The 17,601-nt window shown below is 69.7% G+C and carries 12 protein-coding genes; 5 read left to right on the top strand and 7 right to left on the bottom strand.

Translation table 11 applies throughout. The features are described from left to right. Positions 1–35: 35 nt before the first annotated feature. Positions 36–3,575 carry a DNA polymerase III subunit alpha gene (gene dnaE, locus ABD366_RS00360; RefSeq protein WP_324768322.1) on the bottom strand — a complete coding sequence of 1,180 codons (3,540 nt, stop codon included), beginning with the start codon at positions 3,573–3,575 and terminating at the stop codon, positions 36–38. Between the two features lie 178 nt (positions 3,576–3,753). On the opposite strand from dnaE, the gene ABD366_RS00355 reads away from it, so the two are divergent. The 3 genes from ABD366_RS00355 to ABD366_RS00345 all read left to right on the top strand — a co-directional run bounded on the left by ABD366_RS00355 (position 3,754) and on the right by ABD366_RS00345 (position 6,749). Next, on the top strand, positions 3,754–5,085 hold the full coding sequence (locus ABD366_RS00355; protein WP_324768323.1) for a DUF2252 domain-containing protein: 1,332 nt from the start codon (positions 3,754–3,756) through the stop codon (positions 5,083–5,085). A 92-nt stretch (positions 5,086–5,177) separates the two neighbouring features. Then, positions 5,178–5,870 carry a hypothetical protein gene (locus ABD366_RS00350; RefSeq protein WP_324768324.1) on the top strand — a complete coding sequence of 231 codons (693 nt, stop codon included), beginning with the start codon at positions 5,178–5,180 and terminating at the stop codon, positions 5,868–5,870. 60 nt (positions 5,871–5,930) lie between these two features. Continuing rightward, complete coding sequence (locus ABD366_RS00345; protein WP_324768325.1) at positions 5,931–6,749, top strand: thioredoxin domain-containing protein; 819 nt, start codon at positions 5,931–5,933, stop codon at positions 6,747–6,749. Positions 6,750–6,840: 91 nt separating this feature from the next. Here ABD366_RS00345 and ABD366_RS00340 read toward each other — a convergent pair whose 3' ends face one another. Then, the gene (locus ABD366_RS00340) at positions 6,841–7,410 is read right to left on the bottom strand and encodes a dienelactone hydrolase family protein (RefSeq protein ID WP_324768326.1); all 570 of its coding nucleotides are present in this window, start codon (positions 7,408–7,410) and stop codon (positions 6,841–6,843) included. Between the two features lie 62 nt (positions 7,411–7,472). Here ABD366_RS00340 and ABD366_RS00335 point away from each other — a divergent pair, with 62 nt between their 5' ends. Further along, the gene (locus tag ABD366_RS00335; protein WP_324768327.1) at positions 7,473–8,582 is read left to right on the top strand and encodes a mechanosensitive ion channel family protein; all 1,110 of its coding nucleotides are present in this window, start codon (positions 7,473–7,475) and stop codon (positions 8,580–8,582) included. Positions 8,583–8,615: 33 nt separating this feature from the next. On the opposite strand, the gene ABD366_RS00330 is transcribed toward ABD366_RS00335, so the two are convergent. The 5 genes from ABD366_RS00330 to ABD366_RS00310 form a co-directional block, all read right to left on the bottom strand. Next, positions 8,616–10,202, bottom strand: coding sequence for a Na+/H+ antiporter (locus tag ABD366_RS00330; RefSeq protein ID WP_324768328.1), 1,587 nt, complete (start codon positions 10,200–10,202; stop codon positions 8,616–8,618). 314 nt (positions 10,203–10,516) lie between these two features. Further along, positions 10,517–10,969, bottom strand: a complete 453-nt coding sequence (locus ABD366_RS00325; RefSeq protein ID WP_324768330.1) for a GNAT family N-acetyltransferase — start codon at positions 10,967–10,969, stop codon at positions 10,517–10,519. Positions 10,970–10,992: 23 nt separating this feature from the next. Beyond that, positions 10,993–11,934: an RluA family pseudouridine synthase gene (locus ABD366_RS00320; protein WP_324768331.1), complete on the bottom strand. Its 942-nt coding sequence runs from the start codon at positions 11,932–11,934 to the stop codon at positions 10,993–10,995. 73 nt (positions 11,935–12,007) lie between these two features. Continuing rightward, positions 12,008–12,637: a signal peptidase II gene (lspA, locus tag ABD366_RS00315; protein WP_324768332.1), complete on the bottom strand. Its 630-nt coding sequence runs from the start codon at positions 12,635–12,637 to the stop codon at positions 12,008–12,010. 85 nt (positions 12,638–12,722) lie between these two features. Continuing rightward, positions 12,723–13,679 (bottom strand): TraR/DksA family transcriptional regulator, encoded by a 957-nt coding sequence (locus tag ABD366_RS00310; protein ID WP_324768334.1) that lies wholly within the window; start codon positions 13,677–13,679, stop codon positions 12,723–12,725. Positions 13,680–14,306: 627 nt separating this feature from the next. Here ABD366_RS00310 and ileS point away from each other — a divergent pair. Continuing rightward, positions 14,307–17,477 carry an isoleucine--tRNA ligase gene (gene ileS / locus ABD366_RS00305; protein WP_324768335.1) on the top strand — a complete coding sequence of 1,057 codons (3,171 nt, stop codon included), beginning with the start codon at positions 14,307–14,309 and terminating at the stop codon, positions 17,475–17,477. Positions 17,478–17,601: the final 124 nt, after the last annotated feature.

Genomic DNA, 17,601 nt, shown 5'->3' with positions numbered 1-17,601 from the left:
CCCCTCGACGTACGTGGGCACGTGACCCTACGGGATCAGCCCGCCAGGCAGGCCGGGCCGAGCAGTACCTTCAGGTCGCCGAAGAGCGCCGGGTCCGGCTTCACGCGGTGCCGGTCGAGGCGGAGCACGGTGGTCTTGCGCGGTCCCTGGAGCTTGATCCGCACCTCGCTGTCGCCCCGGTGGTTGCTGAGGATCTCGCCGAGGCGGCTGATCATCGGCGGGGTGACCCGCAGCGCCGGGATGGTGACGATCACCGGAGCGTTGGTGCCCGCGTTCGACAGGTCGGGGACCTGCATCTCCATGGCGACCAGGCGCGGCACGTCCTCGCGCTTGTCGAGGCGTCCCTTCACGAACACCACGGCGTCTTCCACGAGTTGCGTCGAGACCAGCTGGTAGGTCGCCGGGAAGAACATGCACTCGATGGAGCCGGCGAGGTCCTCGACGGTCGCGATCGCCCAGGCGTTGCCCTGCTTGGTCATCTTGCGCTGGAGGCCGGAGATGATGCCGCCCACGGTGACGACGGCGCCGTCGGAGAAGTCGCCGCCGGTCAGCTGGCCGATGCCGGCGTCCGCCTTGTCGGACAGGACATGCTCCAGGCCGAACAGCGGGTGGTCGGAGACGTACAGGCCGAGCATCTCCCGCTCCTGGGCGAGCAGATACGTCTTCTCCCACTCGTCGGCGGAGAACTCGACGTCGAGCCCGAAGCCCGGTTCGCTGCTGTCCTCCTCGCCCATGCCGCCGAAGAGGTCGAACTGGCCCTCGGCCTCCTTGCGCTTCACCGCGACCACGTTGTCGATCATCGGCTCGTACTGTGCGGTGAGGCCCTTGCGGGTGTGCCCCATCGTGTCGAACGCGCCCGCCTTGATCAGCGATTCGGTGGTGCGCTTGTTGCAGGCGGCGGCCTCGACCTTGTCGAGGTAGTCGGGGAACGAGTCGAACTTCCCCTTCGCCTTGCGCGAGCGGATGATCGAGTCCACCACGTTCGTACCGACGTTACGGACGGCTTCCAGGCCGAAGAGGATCGTGTCGTCGCCCTGCGCCGCGAAGTTGTGGACCGACTCGTTCACGTTCGGCGGGAGCACCTTGATGCCCATGCGACGGCACTCGTTGAGGTAGACCGCCGACTTGTCCTTGTCGTCCTTGACGGACGTGAGCAGCGCCGCCATGTACTCGGCCGGATAGTTCGCCTTCAGGTAGGCGGTCCAGTAGGTGACCAGTCCGTACGCGGAGGAGTGCGCCTTGTTGAACGCGTAGCCGGCGAACGGCACCAGGACGTCCCACAGGGCCTGGATCGCCGCGTCCGAGTAGCCGTTCTTCTTCGCGCCCTCCTGGAACAGGACGAAGTTCTTCGCCAGCTCCTCGGGCTTCTTCTTGCCCATCACGCGGCGCAGGATGTCGGCCTCGCCCAGCGAGTAACCGGCGATGATCTGCGCGGCCTTCTGCACCTGCTCCTGGTACACGATGAGGCCGTAGGTCAGGCCGAGCGTCTCCTTCAGGGGCTCTTCGAGCTCCGGGTGGATCGGCGTGATCTCCTGGCGGCCGTTCTTGCGCTCCGCGTAGTTCGTGTGCGAGTTCATGCCCATCGGGCCCGGCCGGTACAGGGCCGAGACGGCGGAGATGTCCTCGAAGTTGTCGGGCTGCATCTGGCGCAGCAGGGAGCGCATCGGGCCGCCGTCGAACTGGAAGACGCCGAGCGTGTCACCGCGGCAGAGCAGTTCGAAGGTCTTCGGGTCGTCGAGCGGGAGGGAGAGCATCTCCAGGTCGATGCCCTTGCCCGCCCGCACCATCTTGACGGCGTCGTCCATGATGGTCAGGTTGCGCAGGCCCAGGAAGTCCATCTTGAGCAGGCCGAGCGACTCGCACTGCGGGTAGTCCCACTGCGTGATGGTGACGCCGTCGGTGTGCCGGGTCCACAGCGGGGCGTGGTCGACGATCGGCTCGCTGGACATGATCACGCCGGCCGCGTGCACGCCCATCTGCCGGACCAGGCCCTCGACGCCCTTGGCGGTGTCGATGACCTTCTTCACGTCCGGCTCGTTCTCGTACATCCCGCGGATCTCGCCCGCCTCGCTGTAGCGCGGGTGCTGCGGGTCGGTGATGCCGGAGAGGTCGATGCCCTTGCCGAGGACGTCGGCGGGCATCGCCTTGGTGAGCCGGTCGCCCATCGCGTACGGGTAGCCGAGCACGCGCGCGGAGTCCTTGATCGCGTTCTTGGCCTTGATCTTTCCGTAGGTGCCGATCATGGCGACCTTGTCGGCGCCGTACTTCTCGGTCACGTACCTGATCACCTCGACGCGCCTGCGCTCGTCGAAGTCGATGTCGACGTCGGGCATGGAGACGCGCTCGGGGTTGAGGAACCGCTCGAAGATCAGGCCGTGCGTGATCGGGTCGAGGTCGGTGATGCCCATGGCGTACGCGACGATCGAACCCGCCGCGGAACCGCGGCCGGGGCCCACCGCGATGCCGTTGTTCTTGGCCCACATGATGAAGTCGGCGACGACCAGGAAGTACCCCGGGAACCCCATCTGGATGATGATGTCCATCTCGTACTCGGCCTGCTTCTGCCGGTCCTCGGGGACGCCGCCCGGGTAGCGGCGGTCCATGCCGACCCGGACCTCCTCCTGGAACCAGGTGACCTCGGTGAAACCGTCCGGGATCTCGAACTTCGGCATGAGGTCGCGCTTCTCGAACATGCCGGTGGTGTCGATCTGCTCGGCCACCAGGAGCGTGTTGCGGCAGCCCTCCTGCCAGGCGTCCGAGGAGTCGATGGCGTACATCTCGTCCGTGGACTTCAGGTAGTAGCCCGTCCCGTCGAACCGGAAGCGGTCCGGGTCGGAGAGGTTCTTGCCGGTCTGGATGCAGAGCAGGGCGTCGTGCGCGGTCGCCTCGTGCGCGTACGTGTAGTGCGAGTCGTTCGTCACCAGTGGCGGGATGCCGAGCTTCTTGCCGATCTCCAGGAGGCCGTCACGGACCCGGCGCTCGATCTCGATGCCGTGGTCCATCAGCTCCAGGAAGTACCGGTCCTTGCCGAAGATGTCCTGGTACTCGGAGGCGGCTTTCAGCGCCTCGTCGAACTGGCCGAGGCGAAGACGGGTCTGGAGCTCACCGGAGGGGCAGCCGGTGGAGGCGATGAGCCCCTCCGACCACTGGGAGATCGTCTCCTTGTCCATCCGGGGCCACTTCTGCAGCCAGCCCTCGGCGTACGCGTCCGAGGACAGCTTGAAGAGGTTGTGCAGGCCCGTCTTGTTCGCCGCCCAGATCGTTTTGTGCGTGTACCCACCCGAACCGGACACGTCGTCGCGCTTCTGGTGCGGCTGGCCCCACTGGATCTTCCGCTTGTTGCGCCGCGACTCGGGGGCGACGTACGCCTCGATGCCGATGATCGGGGTGACGCCCGCCTTCTCGGCCGAGTGGAAGAAGTCGTACGCCCCGTGCAGGTTCCCGTGGTCGGACATCGCGATGTGCGTCATGCCCATCTCGTTGCACGCGTTGAACATGTCCTTCAGCCGCGCGGCACCGTCCAGCAGCGAGTACTGGGTGTGGACGTGCAGGTGCGTGAAGGGCGGCTTTGACACGGCTGGAGCTCCAAAGGACGAACATGCGGCGACGCGGTGGGGACAGCTTGGAAGTCTACGACCGCGGGGTGACAAGCGACGGGCACTCCGGAGTACGGTCGGGCGTTGGACAGGGCAGAACACCCGTCCTGCGTGTCACACGAGCCCACGCACCACCTGTACCAGGAGGCACCCGGCGATGTCGGTCCCGCAGCCCACCGCTGAGCAGCGCGGCGAGGAGATCCTCGCCGTCTTCGACACCGCCTTCGGCGAACTCCTGGCCGCGGACCCCGCCGCGTTCCGGGTCAAGTTCCGCAAGATGGCCGCCTCGGCGTTCGCGTTCTACCGCGGCACGGCCTGCCTCTTCTACCGCGACATGGAGCGCGAGCAGCACGGCGGCCCCTACCTGGACGACCGCACCAGCCGGGTGTGGATCCACGGAGACCTGCACGCGGAGAACTTCGGCACGTACATGGACGCGACCGGCCGGCTGATCTTCAACGTGAACGACTTCGACGAGGCGTACGTCGGCCCGTTCACCTGGGACCTCAAGCGGTTCGCCGCCTCCGTGGCGCTGATCGGCTACTCCAAGGCGCTGGGCGACGACCAGATCAGCGACCTGGTGCGCACGTACACGGCGGCCTACCGCGAGCGCATCCACGCGCTGGCCACGGGCGCCAAGAGCGACGAGGTGCCGCCCTTCACGCTGGACACGGCCGAGGGCCCGCTCCTGGACGCGCTGCGCGACGCCCGCTCGCTGACCCGCTTCGGACTCCTCGACTCCATGACGGTGATCCGCGACTTCGAGCGCCGTTTCGCCGAGGACGGCGGCTCCATCGAGCTGGACGCGGCGACGCGCTACAAGGTGCTCGCGGCGTTCGACGGCTATCTGGAGACGCTGCCGGAGTCGTCCCTGACCCGCCCGGACTCGTACCGCGTGAAGGACGTGGTCGGGCGCCGCGGCATCGGGATCGGCTCCGCGGGCCTGCCCTCGTACAACATCCTTCTGGAGGGCAACAGCGACGCGCTCGAGAACGACGTCGTGATCTACATGAAGCAGGGCCAGACCCCGGCGGCCTCCCGGCACATCACGGACGCGGCGATCCGCGACTACTTCCAGCACGAGGGCCACCGCACCGTCATCTCGCAGCGCGCCCTCCAGGCGCACGCGGACCCGTGGCTGGGCTGGACCGAGCTCGACGGATCGGGCCAGCTCGTCGCCGAGGTGTCGCCGTACGCGGTGGACCTGGACTGGGGCGACATCGACGACCCGGAGGAGATCGCGGCGGTCGTCGCCGACCTCGGCCGGGCCACGGCGGCGATGCACGCGGCGGCGGACGACCTCTCCGGCCAGTCCCTGGTGCCGTTCTCCACGGAGCGCGCCATCGACGCGGCGATCGCCGCCGACGAGGACGGTCTCGCGAAGCTGCTCGTCGACTTCGCGCACACGTACGGGGCACGCGCGCGTGCGGACCACCAGATCTTCGTGGACCTGTTCCGCAACGGCCGCATTCCGGGGCTGCCCGCCTAGCCCCCGGGGCGGCTTCCGCGCCCGCACGATTCGATAACACACAGCCACCCTTTAGGCATCGCCTACAGCCGGACATGACACACTCCTCCGCGATGGACGACATATCCGGGGCCGTTTCCGGGACCCAGCTCAGAGCCGTGCGCGCGGCGCTCTTCACGGCGCTCGTCGTGACGCTCTCCGCCGCGTCGCACGTCCTGCTGTCCCGGGCCCCGCTGCCGCTCACGACGGTCGCCGCGACCGCCGTCGCCGTCTTCGTGATCGCGTACGCGCTGGCCGGCCGGGAGCGCGGCTTCGGCCGCATCGCGGCGCTGCTCGTCCCGCTGGAGCTGGCCGCCGACACGGTCTTCACCACCGGCCAGCACGTCTGTTACGGCGAGGCGGGCGGCCCGGTCGCCGGCCCTCTGCGCTCGTTCGGCTTCGACGTGCTGTGCGGCGGGACCGTCGGCACGCCGCTGGCCCGGATGACCGGCGGCACCACCGACGAGGCCGCCGCCCTGCTCGCCCACAGCGACCCGGCGGCGTCCTGGCTGCTGCTCGGCGCGCACGTCACGGTCGGCCTGCTCGCGGCCGGCTGGCTGCGCCGCGGTGAGCAGGCCCTGGCGCAGCTGCTGCGCGCGATCGCCGCGTTCGCGTTCCGCCCGCTGCTGATCGCCTTCGCCGCGGTCACCGGCCACCTGGAGCCGGCCCCGAAGCGACCGCTCCCCGCCGCTCGCGTGCGGGTCGCCCGCCCGTCGATCCGGTTGCACTCCGTAGGACGGCGCGGACCGCCGTGCCCGGCTGCCTGAACCCGAGCCTGAGCACGACAGTCCCCCAACCGCTTTCACGAACCCACGGAGCAACAGATCATGAGCAAGCGCAACAGCCAGCAGGCGAAGTCGGCGGCCCGCGAGCGGCTGCGGATCGAGCGGGAGCGCCAGGCCAAGAAGGACAAGGCGAAGCGGACGGCGGTCGTCGCCGGCTCCATCGTCGGTGTCCTCGCGATAGCCGGCGTGGTCAGCTACCTGGTGGTGCAGGGCAACAAGCCCTCCCACTGGGAGGCCGCCAAGGAGGACGCCCTGGTCGCCCCGAAGAACACCAGCGGCAAGAACAACACCACGGTGATCCTCGGCGAGGACTCGGCCAAGAAGACGATCATCGCGTACGAGGACTCGCGCTGCCCGGTCTGCGCCGCCTTCGAGCAGGCCGTCGGCCCGACGATCAAGAAGGACATGGACGCCGGCAAGTACAAGATCCAGTTCGTCGGTGCCACCTTCCTCGACAACAACCTCCAGGGCGAGGGCTCGAAGAACGCGCTGAGCGCGCTCGGCGCCGCTCTGAACGTGTCGAAGGACGCTTTCTGGGACTACAAGGAAGCGCTCTACTCCACGAAGTGGCACCCGGAGGAGACCACCGACAAGTTCAAGGACGACGCGTACCTCATCAAGATCGCGAACACCGTCCCCGAGCTGAAGAACGACAAGGCCTTCCAGAAGGACGTCAAGGACGGCACCTTCGACAGGTGGGCCCTGGAGATGTCGAAGCAGTTCGACGACAACAAGTACGGGGTCCAGGGCACCCCGTCCTTCGTCCTCGACGGCAAGAAGCTGACCGGCTCCGACGGCGACAACGCGCCCGGCTCGGTCGACGAGTGGAACACCGCGGTGGACAAGGCCCTCAAGGGCTGACCCCCCACCTCGCACCTCACTGAACAGGGCCCGGCGCACGCGCCGGGCCCTGTCATGATCTGAGCGCTCCGGAGGAAGCCTCCGTTGTGATCTAGAGCGACTCCAGGAAGCCCAGCGCCACCCGCCAGGTGGCCTCGGCGGCCTCCTCGTCGTAGTCGGGCAGATCGGGGTCGGTGTAGAGGTGGCCGGCCCCGGCGTACCGGTAGACCTCGACGTCCGCCCCCGCGCGCCCCATCTGCAGATACCAGGCGGTCAGCCAGTCGTCCGTCTCGAAGGGGTCGGGCTCGGCGACGTGCAGCTGGACCGGCAGCTCGTCCACCGAGGCGTTCGCCGCGAGGTCGGACGTGCCGTGCAGTAGCAGCAGCCCCTTCGCCTTCTCGTCACCGAGGGCGAGGGTCTGGGCGGTCGCGGCGCCGAACGAGAAGCCCGCGTACACGAGCCCGCGGTCGGAGTAGGGCGCGGCCGCCAGCACGGCGCGCTTGAGCAGCTCGTCCTTGCCGATCTCGTCCCGGTGGGCCATGCCCTCCTCGACGGTGTCGAAGGTGCGCCCCTCGAAGAGATCCGGGGTCCACACCTCGTGCCCGGCGCCGCGCAGCCGGTCGGCCGCGGCCTCCACGGCGGGCCGCAGTCCGTACGTGGAGTGGAAAAGCATGATGTTCATGTGGCCCATGGTGCCAGGAACGCCACAGGTTAGAGGTGGTCGATCCCGGTTACCGTCGAGGGATGGAGAACGTACTGCGCCCGCTGATCGTTGTCGGTGGCTCGGTCGTGCTCACACTCCTCCTCGGGTGGGCCGTCGACCAGCTGCTGCAACGCACCGACCGACGCCATCACGAGACTCCGCTGTGGGGACTGCTGCGCCGCTGCCGCCTGCCACTTCAATTCGTCCTCTGCGCGGCACTGTTGCGAGGGTTCTACGACCACGCACAGATCGCCAAGGAACACTCCGCCGGAATCGGCCAGACCCTGAGTCTGGTCCTGATCGGCGCCACCGCCTGGCTGATCGTGCGGATCGCCACCGCCGTCGTCGAATCGTCCTACGCCCGCTACGCCACCAGCCACCGCGACGCGGCCCGGGTCCGCCGGGTGCGCACCCAGGTCACGCTGATCCAGCGCATCGTCACCGCGGTCGTCGGCGTCGTGGCGGTCGCCGCGATGCTGCTGACCTTCCCCGCGTTCAAGGCCGCCGGCGCCTCACTGCTGGCCTCGGCCGGCATCCTGGGCATCGTCGCCGGTGTCGCCGCCCAGTCGACGCTCGGCAACCTCTTCGCGGGGTTCCAGATCGCGTTCGGCGACATGGTGCGCATAGGCGACACCGTCGTGGTGGACGGCGAGTGGGGCACCATCGAGGAGATCACCCTCACCTTCCTCGCCGTCCGCACCTGGGACGAGCGCCGGATCACGATGCCGGTGTCGTACTTCACATCGAAGCCGTTCGAGAACTGGTCGCGCGGCGGCTCCCAGATGACCGGCACCGTCTTCTTCCACCTCGACCACAGCGCGCCTGTGCCGCTGATGCGCGAGAAGCTGCACGACATCCTGCTGGACTGCGCCGCCTGGGACGGCCGCGACTGGAGCCTGGCCGTCACCGACACCACGCCCAGCACGATGCAGGTCCGCGCCGTGGTCACGGCCAAGGACGCGGACGACATCTGGACGGTACGGGTCCGGGTCCGCGAGCAGCTGCTCCGCTGGCTGACCGAGCAGCACCCGTACGCGCTGCCGCGGATCAACACGGCGACGGCCCTGATCCCCCCGGACGAGATCGGCACGTCCCTGCCGACCTTCGACCTCATGCGGGACGGCCGGGCGCCGCGCACGGGCCGCGGCTGACCCCGCCGCCCTCCTCGGGCGAACCGGACCGCTCTACCGCAGACTCCGCACATCCAGATGCCGCAGCACCCGGTCGACGACCTCGGGGTCGGCGCCGGGTTCGCTGCGCGCGGCCAGCACCTCGTGCCGGGCCGCCGACATCATCTCGTTCTGGATCCGCCGGACCCGCTTGATCCGGGCGTAGCGCTTGGCCTGCGTCGCGCGCCGCTCCTCCGCCCCCATCTCCGGGTTGATGCGCAGCCCGATGTCGTAGGCCCGCCGCAGCATCTGCTCCTGCACGTCCTCCGGCAGCTCCTCGACGTCCTCGATCTCCTTGAGCCGCCGCTTCGCGGCCTTCGCGGCCCGCAGGGCGAGCTCCTTCTCGTACTCCTGCTCCAGCGCGGTGTCGGCCTGCACCCCGAGCTTCTTCACGAGCCAGGGCAGGCTGAGCCCCTGGAGGATCAGGGTCGCCATGATGACCCCGAAGGCGATGAAGACGATCTCGTCCCGCTTCGGGAAGGGGGAGTTGTCGTCCATGGTCAGCGGGATGGCGAGGGCCAGCGCCACGGAGGCCACGCCGCGCATCCCCGACCACCACATGATGACGGTCTCGCGCCAGCTCACCGGGATCTCCTCGGCGACGTCGCGCCGCGCGTGCAACCGCTGCGTCACCCAGGTCATCGGCATCAGCCACAGCAGACGTACGACGATGACGACGCCGACGACGGCGGCCGCCCAGCCGAGCATCTCGCCCCAGTGGCCCTCCGCGGTGCGGACGACGTTGTGGACCTCCAGGCCGATGAGCCCGAAGGCGACACCGGTGACGAGGGTGTCGACGACGTCCCAGAAGGCGCGGCCGGTCAGCCGCGTCAGCACGTCGTCGGCGTCGAAGGCGCGCTCGGCCAGGAACATGGCGACGGTCAGGACGGCGAGCACACCCGAGCCCCTGAGCTCCTCGGCCATCACGTAGGAGGCGTACGGGACCAGGAGCGTGAGGCCGATCTGGAGGGTGGCGTCGCCGAGGTAGCCCATCAGCCGGTTGGCGGCCCAGCCGAGCCCGACGCCGACGGCGACGGCCACGACGGCGGACAGGACCAGTTCGAGCGCGGCGTGCGGCACCGAGAAACTGCCGCTGACGGCGGCGGAGATCGCCACGTGGTAGAGCACGATCGCGGTCACGTCGTTGAACAGGCCCTCGCCCTCCAGGATCGACACCAGACGCCTGGGCAGACCGAGTTGCCCCGCGACGGCGGTCGCGGCGACCGGGTCGGGCGGCGCCACGAGCGCGCCGAGCGCGACGGCGGCGGCGATCGGCAGGCCCGGCACGACGGCGTTCGCCACGATGGCGACGGCGGCGGTGGTGACGAAGACGAGGGCGACGGCCAGCAGGAAGATGGGCCGCTTGTTGGCCGCGAACTGACGCCATGAGGTGCGGTGCACGGCCGCGTAGAGCAGGGGCGGCAGGACCAGCGGAAGGATCAGGTCAGGCGAGATGTCGACGTTCGGTACGGCCCGGATCAGGGCGAGGACGATGCCGAGCAGCGTCATCAGGACGGGCGCCGGCAGCTTGAGCCGGTCGCCGAGCGGCACGCTCAGGACGGCCCCGAGCAACAGCACGAACAGCAGGGCCAATTGATCCACGGGTGCTCCGACCAGAGTCGACGATCAAGACGTTCCGGCCTCAAGGGTGCCACGCGTAACCGGGCAAACCCCCCTACGGCCCGCCTCACACCCAGCGATTGAACACCCTCTCAGGGGCGCGAGGAACCGCGCACCCGCCTATCAGCGCCCCGCACTCACCAACCCGGCCAGGGGCGCGGGGAACTGCGCACCTACCCCCCAGCGCCCCGCACACTTCAACACCGCAGGCTGCCACCCCGCCAGGGGCGCGGGGAACTGCGCGACCGGCCACGACGAGACCGGCACACGACCACGAAGAACCCCGGCCGAGCCGGCTACCCCAGAGACTTCCTCATCGCGAGATGAGGGATCCCCGCATCCGGGAACTCCGCCCCGTACGCCACATACCCCAACCGCTCATAAAAGCCCAGCGCATGCGTCTGCGCATGAAGATCGACCGCGGCCATCCCCCGCCCCCGGGCAGCCTCCTCGACAGCCCCCACGAGAGCCGCCCCGACACCAAGCCCTCGGGCCACCTTCAGCACGGCCAGCCGACCGAGCGCCCCGACATCCGCCGCCCCGCCGTTCTTCACCGCCGCGGCCTCACCGGTCAACAGCCGTCCCGCTCCGAGCGGCAACCCGTCCTCCCGGACTGCCAGCACATGCACGGCCCCGGCGTCGTACGCGTCGTACTCCAACTCCTCCGGCACGCCCTGCTCGTCGACGAAGACCTCCCGCCGCACGGCGAAACAGGACTCGCGGTCCGCGTCGGTCTCGGCGACCCGCACGACGTACCCCTGCCCGGCGGAGCTCACTCGCTCTCCGCCCGCACCCGGTCGAGCGCGACCTGAAGGTCCTCGGGGTACTCGCTCGAGAACTCGACCCACTGCCCGTCGGCCGGGTGCTCGAACCCGAGCCGCACCGCGTGCAGCCACTGCCTTGTGATCCCGAGCCGCTTGGCGAGCGTCGGATCGGCGCCGTACGTCAGGTCGCCGACGCAGGGGTGCCGGTGCGCGGACATGTGCACCCGGATCTGGTGCGTACGGCCGGTCTCCAGCTTGATGTCGAGCAGGGAAGCGGCCCGGAACGCCTCGATGAGGTCGTAGTGCGTGACCGACGGCTTGCCCTCGGCCGTCACGGCCCACTTGTAGTCGTGGTTCGGGTGCCGCCCGATCGGCGCGTCGATGGTGCCGCTCATCGGGTCGGGGTGCCCCTGCACGAGCGCGTGGTAGCGCTTGTCCGGCACACGCTCCTTGAACTGCCGCTTCAGCGACGTGTACGCACGCTCGGACTTGGCGACGGCCATCAGGCCGGAGGTGCCCACGTCGAGGCGGTGCACGATGCCCTGCCGCTCGGCGGCACCGGACGTGGAGATCCGGTACCCGGCGGCGGCGAGCCCGCCGATGACGGTCGTCCCGGTCCAGCCCGGGCTCGGGTGGGCGGCGACGCCGACCGGCTTCACGATGACCACGATGTCGTCGTCGTCGTGCACGATCTCCATGCCCTCGACGGGCTCGGCGACGATCTGCACCGGAGCGGGCGCCTGCGGCATCTCCACTTCCAGCCAGGCCCCGCCGTGCACGCGCTCGGACTTGCCCACGACCGAACCGTCCACCGTGACCTTCCCGGCGGCGGCAAGCTCGGCGGCCTTGGTGCGGGAGAAGCCGAACATGCGGGAGATGGCGGCGTCGACGCGCTCGCCCTCCAGGCCGTCGGGCACGGGCAGGGTTCGGATCTCGGGAATCGTGCTCACACGTCGAGTATGCCGGAGGGCACCGACAGCCCCGCACCACAGCCCCTGTCGCCAGGGGCTGTGCCCCGGGTCCTCAGTCCTTGTGGACGGTCCCGTCCGGGTCGATCCCGCGGAACGACAGCAGCACGATCAGGATGCCGCCGCACACGATCGCGGAGTCGGCGAGGTTGAAGACGGGGTAGTTCTTCGGCGCGATGAAGTCGACGACGGCACCCTCGAAGACGCCCGGAGCGCGGAAGATCCGGTCGGTGAGGTTGCCGAGCGCCCCGCCGAGCAGCAGGCCGAGCGCGATCGCCCACGGCGTGCTGTAGAGCTTCTTCGCCAGCCTCGCGATGACGACGATCACCGCCGCCGCGATCAGGGTGAAGACGATCGTGAAGGCCTCGCCGATGCCCCAGGCGGCCCCGGGATTGCGGATCACCTCGAGCTGCAGCCAGTCCCCGAGGACGCGGATGGAGTCGCGGTGCTCCAGCTTCGCGACCACGATCAGCTTGCTGATCAGGTCCAGGCCGTACGCCAGAGCGGCCACCAGGAACAGCGCGGCGATGCGCCGCCTGCCCCGGGACACAGGGGCGACGGCCTCGTCGGGCGACGACTCCTCCGACACATCGGCCGGCGAATCGGCCCCGTCGGCCTTCTCCGGCTCCGCTGCCCCCGCCTCGGGGGAATCCGGCGTACCGATGATGCTCTCCGCCTCTGCCACGTGAGTCCCTCAACCTAGGTACCTGACTGAGGACGAGAGTACGGCACACCCGCGCGGCCACACAGGGACGGTGCGGCCCGTGACCTCAGTAGCGGCGCTCCTGCTTCTGCTTGCACTCCACACACAGCGTCGCCCGGGGAAAGGCCTGCATCCGCGCCTTGCCGATGGGGTTCCCGCAGTTCTCGCAGAGCCCGTACGTGCCGGCGTCGAGCCGCTCCAGGGCCCGCTGCGTCTGCTCCAGCATCTCCCGCGCGTTGGCGGCCAGCGCCATCTCGTGCTCGCGCGTGATGTTCTTCGTCCCGGTGTCGGCCTCGTCGTCCCCGGCCCCGTCCCCGGAGTCCCGCATGAGACCGGCGAGCCCGGTCTCCGCCGCCTCGATCTCGCTGCCGAGCCGCAGCGCCTCGCTCTGCAGCTCCGCACGCGCCTCTCCGACCTCGTCCGGGGTCCAGGGGTCCTCCCCGGGCCGCACGGCCAGCTCCCCGGGGACCACGGCGGACTCCCGCGCCTTGGGAACCCCGCCGGGCTTCTGCGCCGCCGTGGCCGTGCCCTGAGTCTTCTTCGCAACCACTGTCGTGGCTCCCGTCGTCTTCGCGGCCTCGGCCGCGCCCTCGGCCGCTGAGGCGACCGACTTCTTCACCGCACTCTTGCGTCCGGTGGGCTTCTCCCCGGCGCCGCTCTCGGCTGCGTCGGCCTTCTTCGCCGTCCCGGTCGCCTTCTTGGTCGTACGTTTCCCCGCCGCGACCTTTCCGGCACCCACGACCGCACTGTCGCTCTCCCCCGAAGGGGCGGCGCTTTTGGCGGTCGCCTTCTTAGCGGTCGTCTTCTTAGCGGTCGTCTTCTTAGCGGTCGTCTTCTCAGCCGTACGTTTTGCGGCCGGCTTCGCCGCACTCTTCTTCTTGCCGGTCGCCGTCGTCTTGGGCGCCACGTCCTCATCAGAGGCCCTGGCTACCCCGCCGGAGGCCTCGGCCGCCCCGCCGGAGGCACCCGCGCCCGTGGATCTGCCGGACGCCGACTGCTGAACGGCGGTCTTTTTCGCCACCATGGCCGCGGCCCCTTCACGAAGTGTGATCTTGCACGCGAATCGTGCTGGGACGATAAATCGACTCAAGGCCCGCGGCAACGGGGCACACGGGACGATCCGGCCGTCCCGCGGCCTCCCGTACGACGAACCCGCGGTGTTCGTGCCCAGCTCCCCGGCCGGTAAGCCCGGCAAATCCGGCCGATGTCCGCCTGCCCCGCGCCGGCCGGGCGACCAGTCCGGATCAGTCACCGTACGTATCGCCATTCGGGTCACCGCGCGCAGTTCCGCGCCGCGCCCCGCGCCCCACGGAAAACCGGTCGGCCGCCCCCGTCGGGGCGCCGTACACTGGGCGCAGCGAGAAGCGTGGATGGGGCCGAGTAGCGGCGTACGCAGCCAAGAGCGATCCGGGGTCGGTGGAAGCCCGGAGGCGAGCGCGACGCGAAGATCACCCCGGAGCCGCCGGAAGAACGCCGCAGTGCGCACGCAGCGGTCAGTAGACCCGGCATCGCGACCCCAATGAGGGGGCTCACCGGAGCACATCACGCACCGGAGGGCCAAGGAGGGTGGTACCGCGGGAGCGCGCCGCACACGGCGCAGCAGCCTCTCGTCCCTCCGACGGAGAGAAGCACGTCCGCCGGAGGAAGACTGATGACGCAGTACCGCCAGGTGCCCGCCCAGGTCGATCTGCCCGCCCTCGAGCACGCCGTGCTCGACTTCTGGCGCGAGCAGAAGATCTTCGCCAAGACCCTGGAGCAGTCCGAGGGGCGCCCCGAGTGGGTGTTCTACGAGGGCCCGCCCACGGCCAACGGCATGCCGGGCGCCCACCACATCGAGGCCCGCGTCTTCAAGGACGTCTTCCCCCGCTTCCGCACCATGCGCGGCTACCACGTGGCGCGTAAGGCGGGCTGGGACTGCCACGGCCTCCCGGTGGAGCTGGCGGTCGAGAAGGAGCTCGGCTTCAGCGGCAAGAAGGACATCGAGGCGTACGGCATCGCCGCGTTCAACGACAAGTGCCGCGAGTCCGTGCTGCGGCACACCGACGCCTTCGCCGAGCTGACGACCCGCATGGGGTACTGGACCGACCTCGACGACCCCTACGTCACGATGGACCCCGAGTACATCGAGTCGGTCTGGTGGTCGCTGAAGGAGATCTTCAACAAGGGGCTGCTGACCCAGGACCACCGCGTCGCCCCCTGGTGCCCGCGCTGCGGCACCGGCCTCTCCGACCACGAGCTGGCGCAGGGGTACGAGACGGTCGTCGACCCCTCGGTCTACGTCCGTTTCCCGCTCACCTCCGGTCCGCTGGCGGGCCGGGCCGCGCTCCTGGTCTGGACGACGACACCGTGGACCCTGGTGTCGAACACGGCGGTCGCCGCGCACCCCGAGGTCCGCTACGTCGTGGTGACGAACGGCGAGGAGCAGCTCGTCGTCGCCGAGCCGCTCGTCGAGAAGTCGCTCGGCGAGGGCTGGGAGCCGACCGGCGAGTCCTTCTCGGGCGCCGAGATGGAGCGCTGGAAGTACCAGCGCCCGTTCGAGCTGGTTGAGTTCCCGAGCGTCAGCGAGGGAACCAATGGGCCCAGCCCGGCCGAGGCGCACTATGTGGTGAACGCCGAGTACGTGACGACCGAGGACGGTACGGGTCTGGTCCACCAGTCCCCCGCGTTCGGTGAGGACGACCTCAAGGTCTGCCGCGCGTACGGTCTGCCGGTCGTGAACCCGGTCCGTCCCGACGGCACCTTCGAGGAGGACGTCCCGCTCGTCGGCGGCGTCTTCTTCAAGAAGGCCGACGAGGCGCTCACCGAGGACCTCGGCAACCGCGGCCTCCTCTTCAAGCACCTCCCGTACGAGCACAGCTACCCGCACTGCTGGCGCTGCCACACGGCGCTGCTGTACTACGCGCAGCCGTCCTGGTACATCCGCACCACGGCCGTCAAGGACCGTCTCCTCGAGGAGAACGAGAAAACGAACTGGTTCCCGGAGACCGTCAAGAACGGCCGTTTCGGCGACTGGCTGAGCAACAACATCGACTGGGCGCTCTCCCGCAACCGCTACTGGGGCACCCCGCTGCCGATCTGGCGCTGCGAAGAGAACCACCTCACGTGCGTCGGCTCCCGCGCGGAGCTGACGGAGCTGACGGGCACGGACCAGTCCTCGCTCGACCCGCACCGCCCCTACATCGACGACCTCACCTTCACCTGCACCCACGAGGGCTGCACGGAGACGGCGGTGCGCGTCCCGGAGGTCATCGACGCCTGGTACGACTCGGGTTCGATGCCGTTCGCGCAGTGGGGCTACCCGTACAAGAACAAGGAACTGTTCGAGTCCCGCTACCCCGCGCAGTTCATCTCCGAGGCCATCGACCAGACCCGCGGCTGGTTCTACACGCTGATGGCCGTCGGCACCCTGGTCTTCGACAAGTCGTCGTACGAGAACGTGGTCTGTCTGGGCCACATCCTCGCCGAGGACGGCCGCAAGATGTCCAAGCACCTGGGCAACACCCTGGAGCCGATCCCGCTGATGGACCGGCACGGCGCCGACGCGGTGCGCTGGTTCATGGCGGCCGGCGGCTCCCCGTGGGCGGCCCGTCGCGTGGGCCACGGCACGATCCAGGAGGTCGTCCGCAAGACGCTCCTCACGTACTGGAACACGGTCGCCTTCCAGGCCCTGTATGCGCGTACGTCGGACTGGGCGCCCAGCGCGGCGGACCCGGCCCCGGCCGAGCGCACGGTCCTGGACCGCTGGCTGCTGTCCGAGCTGCACCAGCTCACGGACGAGGTCACCAAGGCCCTGGAGACGTACGACACCCAGCGCGCCGGCAAGCTCCTCTCGGCGTTCGTCGACGACCTGTCGAACTGGTACGTGCGCCGTTCGCGCCGCCGCTTCTGGCAGGGCGACAAGGCCGCGCTGCGCACCCTGCACGACGTGGTGGTGACGGTCACGCAGCTGATGGCGCCGCTCACGCCGTTCATCACGGAGCGGGTCTGGCAGGACCTGGTCGTCCCGGTCTCCCCGGACGCCCCGGAGTCGGTGCACCTGTCGTCGTGGCCGGAGGCCGACCGCTCGGCGATCGACCCGAACCTGTCGGTCCAGATGGACCTCGTGCGCCGCCTGGTGGAGCTGGGCCGCGCCACGCGCGCGGAGTCGGGCGTCAAGACCCGCCAGCCGCTCTCGCGCGCGCTGGTCGCGGCGTCGGGCTTCGAGACCCTCAACCCGGAGCTGCACTCGCAGATCACCGAGGAGCTGAACGTTTCCTCGCTGGCCTCGCTCTCCGAGGTCGGCGGCTCCCTGGTCGACACGACGGCGAAGGCGAACTTCCGGGCGCTCGGCAAGCGCTTCGGCAAGCGTGTCCAGGACGTCGCGAAGGCGGTCGCCGACGCGGACGCCGCAGCGCTCTCCCTCGCCCTGCGCGAGGGCACGGCGTCGGTCGAGGTCGACGGCGAGACCGTCACGCTCGCCCCGGACGAGGTCATCATCACGGAGACCCCGCGCGAGGGCTGGTCGGTGGCCTCCGACTCGGGTGCGACCGTGGCGCTGGACCTGGAGCTGACGGAGGAGCTGCGGCAGGCGGGCCTGGCCCGTGACGCGATCCGCCTGATCCAGGAGGCCCGCAAGAACAGCGGCCTGGACGTCGCGGACCGGATCGCCCTGCGCTGGACGTCGACGGACCCGGCGGTGATCTCGGCCCTGTCCGAGCACTCCGGCCTGATCGCCGACGAGGTCCTCAGCCCGGACTTCGCCCAGGGCGAGGCGGACGACACGTACGGGGACCCGTTCACGGACGAGGGCCTGAGCCTGGTCTTCCGCCTCCGCAAGGCGTAGCCGGCTCGATCGCCCGCTGTGGGCAGGCGTCCCGCGCGGCGGAGCGCGTGGGCACAGCCCACAGCCCGGGGCACCGTGACAGCAGGCGCCCGCTGCAGTCCCCCGCAAAGGGTCGGGCCCCCCC

Origin of the sequence: Streptomyces kunmingensis (assembly GCF_039533535.1) — a bacterium.
GTDB classification, from domain to species: Bacteria; Actinomycetota; Actinomycetes; order Streptomycetales; family Streptomycetaceae; genus Streptomyces; species Streptomyces kunmingensis.
The sequence above is the reverse complement of the archived record's forward strand: the minus strand, read 5'-3'. Positions and strand labels throughout refer to the sequence as shown.

Coding starts and splice junctions, on each gene's coding strand:
- ABD366_RS00350 (WP_324768324.1), top strand. CDS start 5,178: ATGGACGACATATCCGGGGCCGTTTCCGGGACCCAGCTCAGAGCCGTG.
- ABD366_RS00355 (WP_324768323.1), top strand. CDS start 3,754: ATGTCGGTCCCGCAGCCCACCGCTGAGCAGCGCGGCGAGGAGATCCTC.
- ileS (WP_324768335.1), top strand. CDS start 14,307: ATGACGCAGTACCGCCAGGTGCCCGCCCAGGTCGATCTGCCCGCCCTC.
- ABD366_RS00340 (WP_324768326.1), bottom strand. CDS start 7,410: ATGAACATCATGCTTTTCCACTCCACGTACGGACTGCGGCCCGCCGTG.
- ABD366_RS00345 (WP_324768325.1), top strand. CDS start 5,931: ATGAGCAAGCGCAACAGCCAGCAGGCGAAGTCGGCGGCCCGCGAGCGG.
- ABD366_RS00335 (WP_324768327.1), top strand. CDS start 7,473: ATGGAGAACGTACTGCGCCCGCTGATCGTTGTCGGTGGCTCGGTCGTG.
- ABD366_RS00310 (WP_324768334.1), bottom strand. CDS start 13,679: ATGGTGGCGAAAAAGACCGCCGTTCAGCAGTCGGCGTCCGGCAGATCC.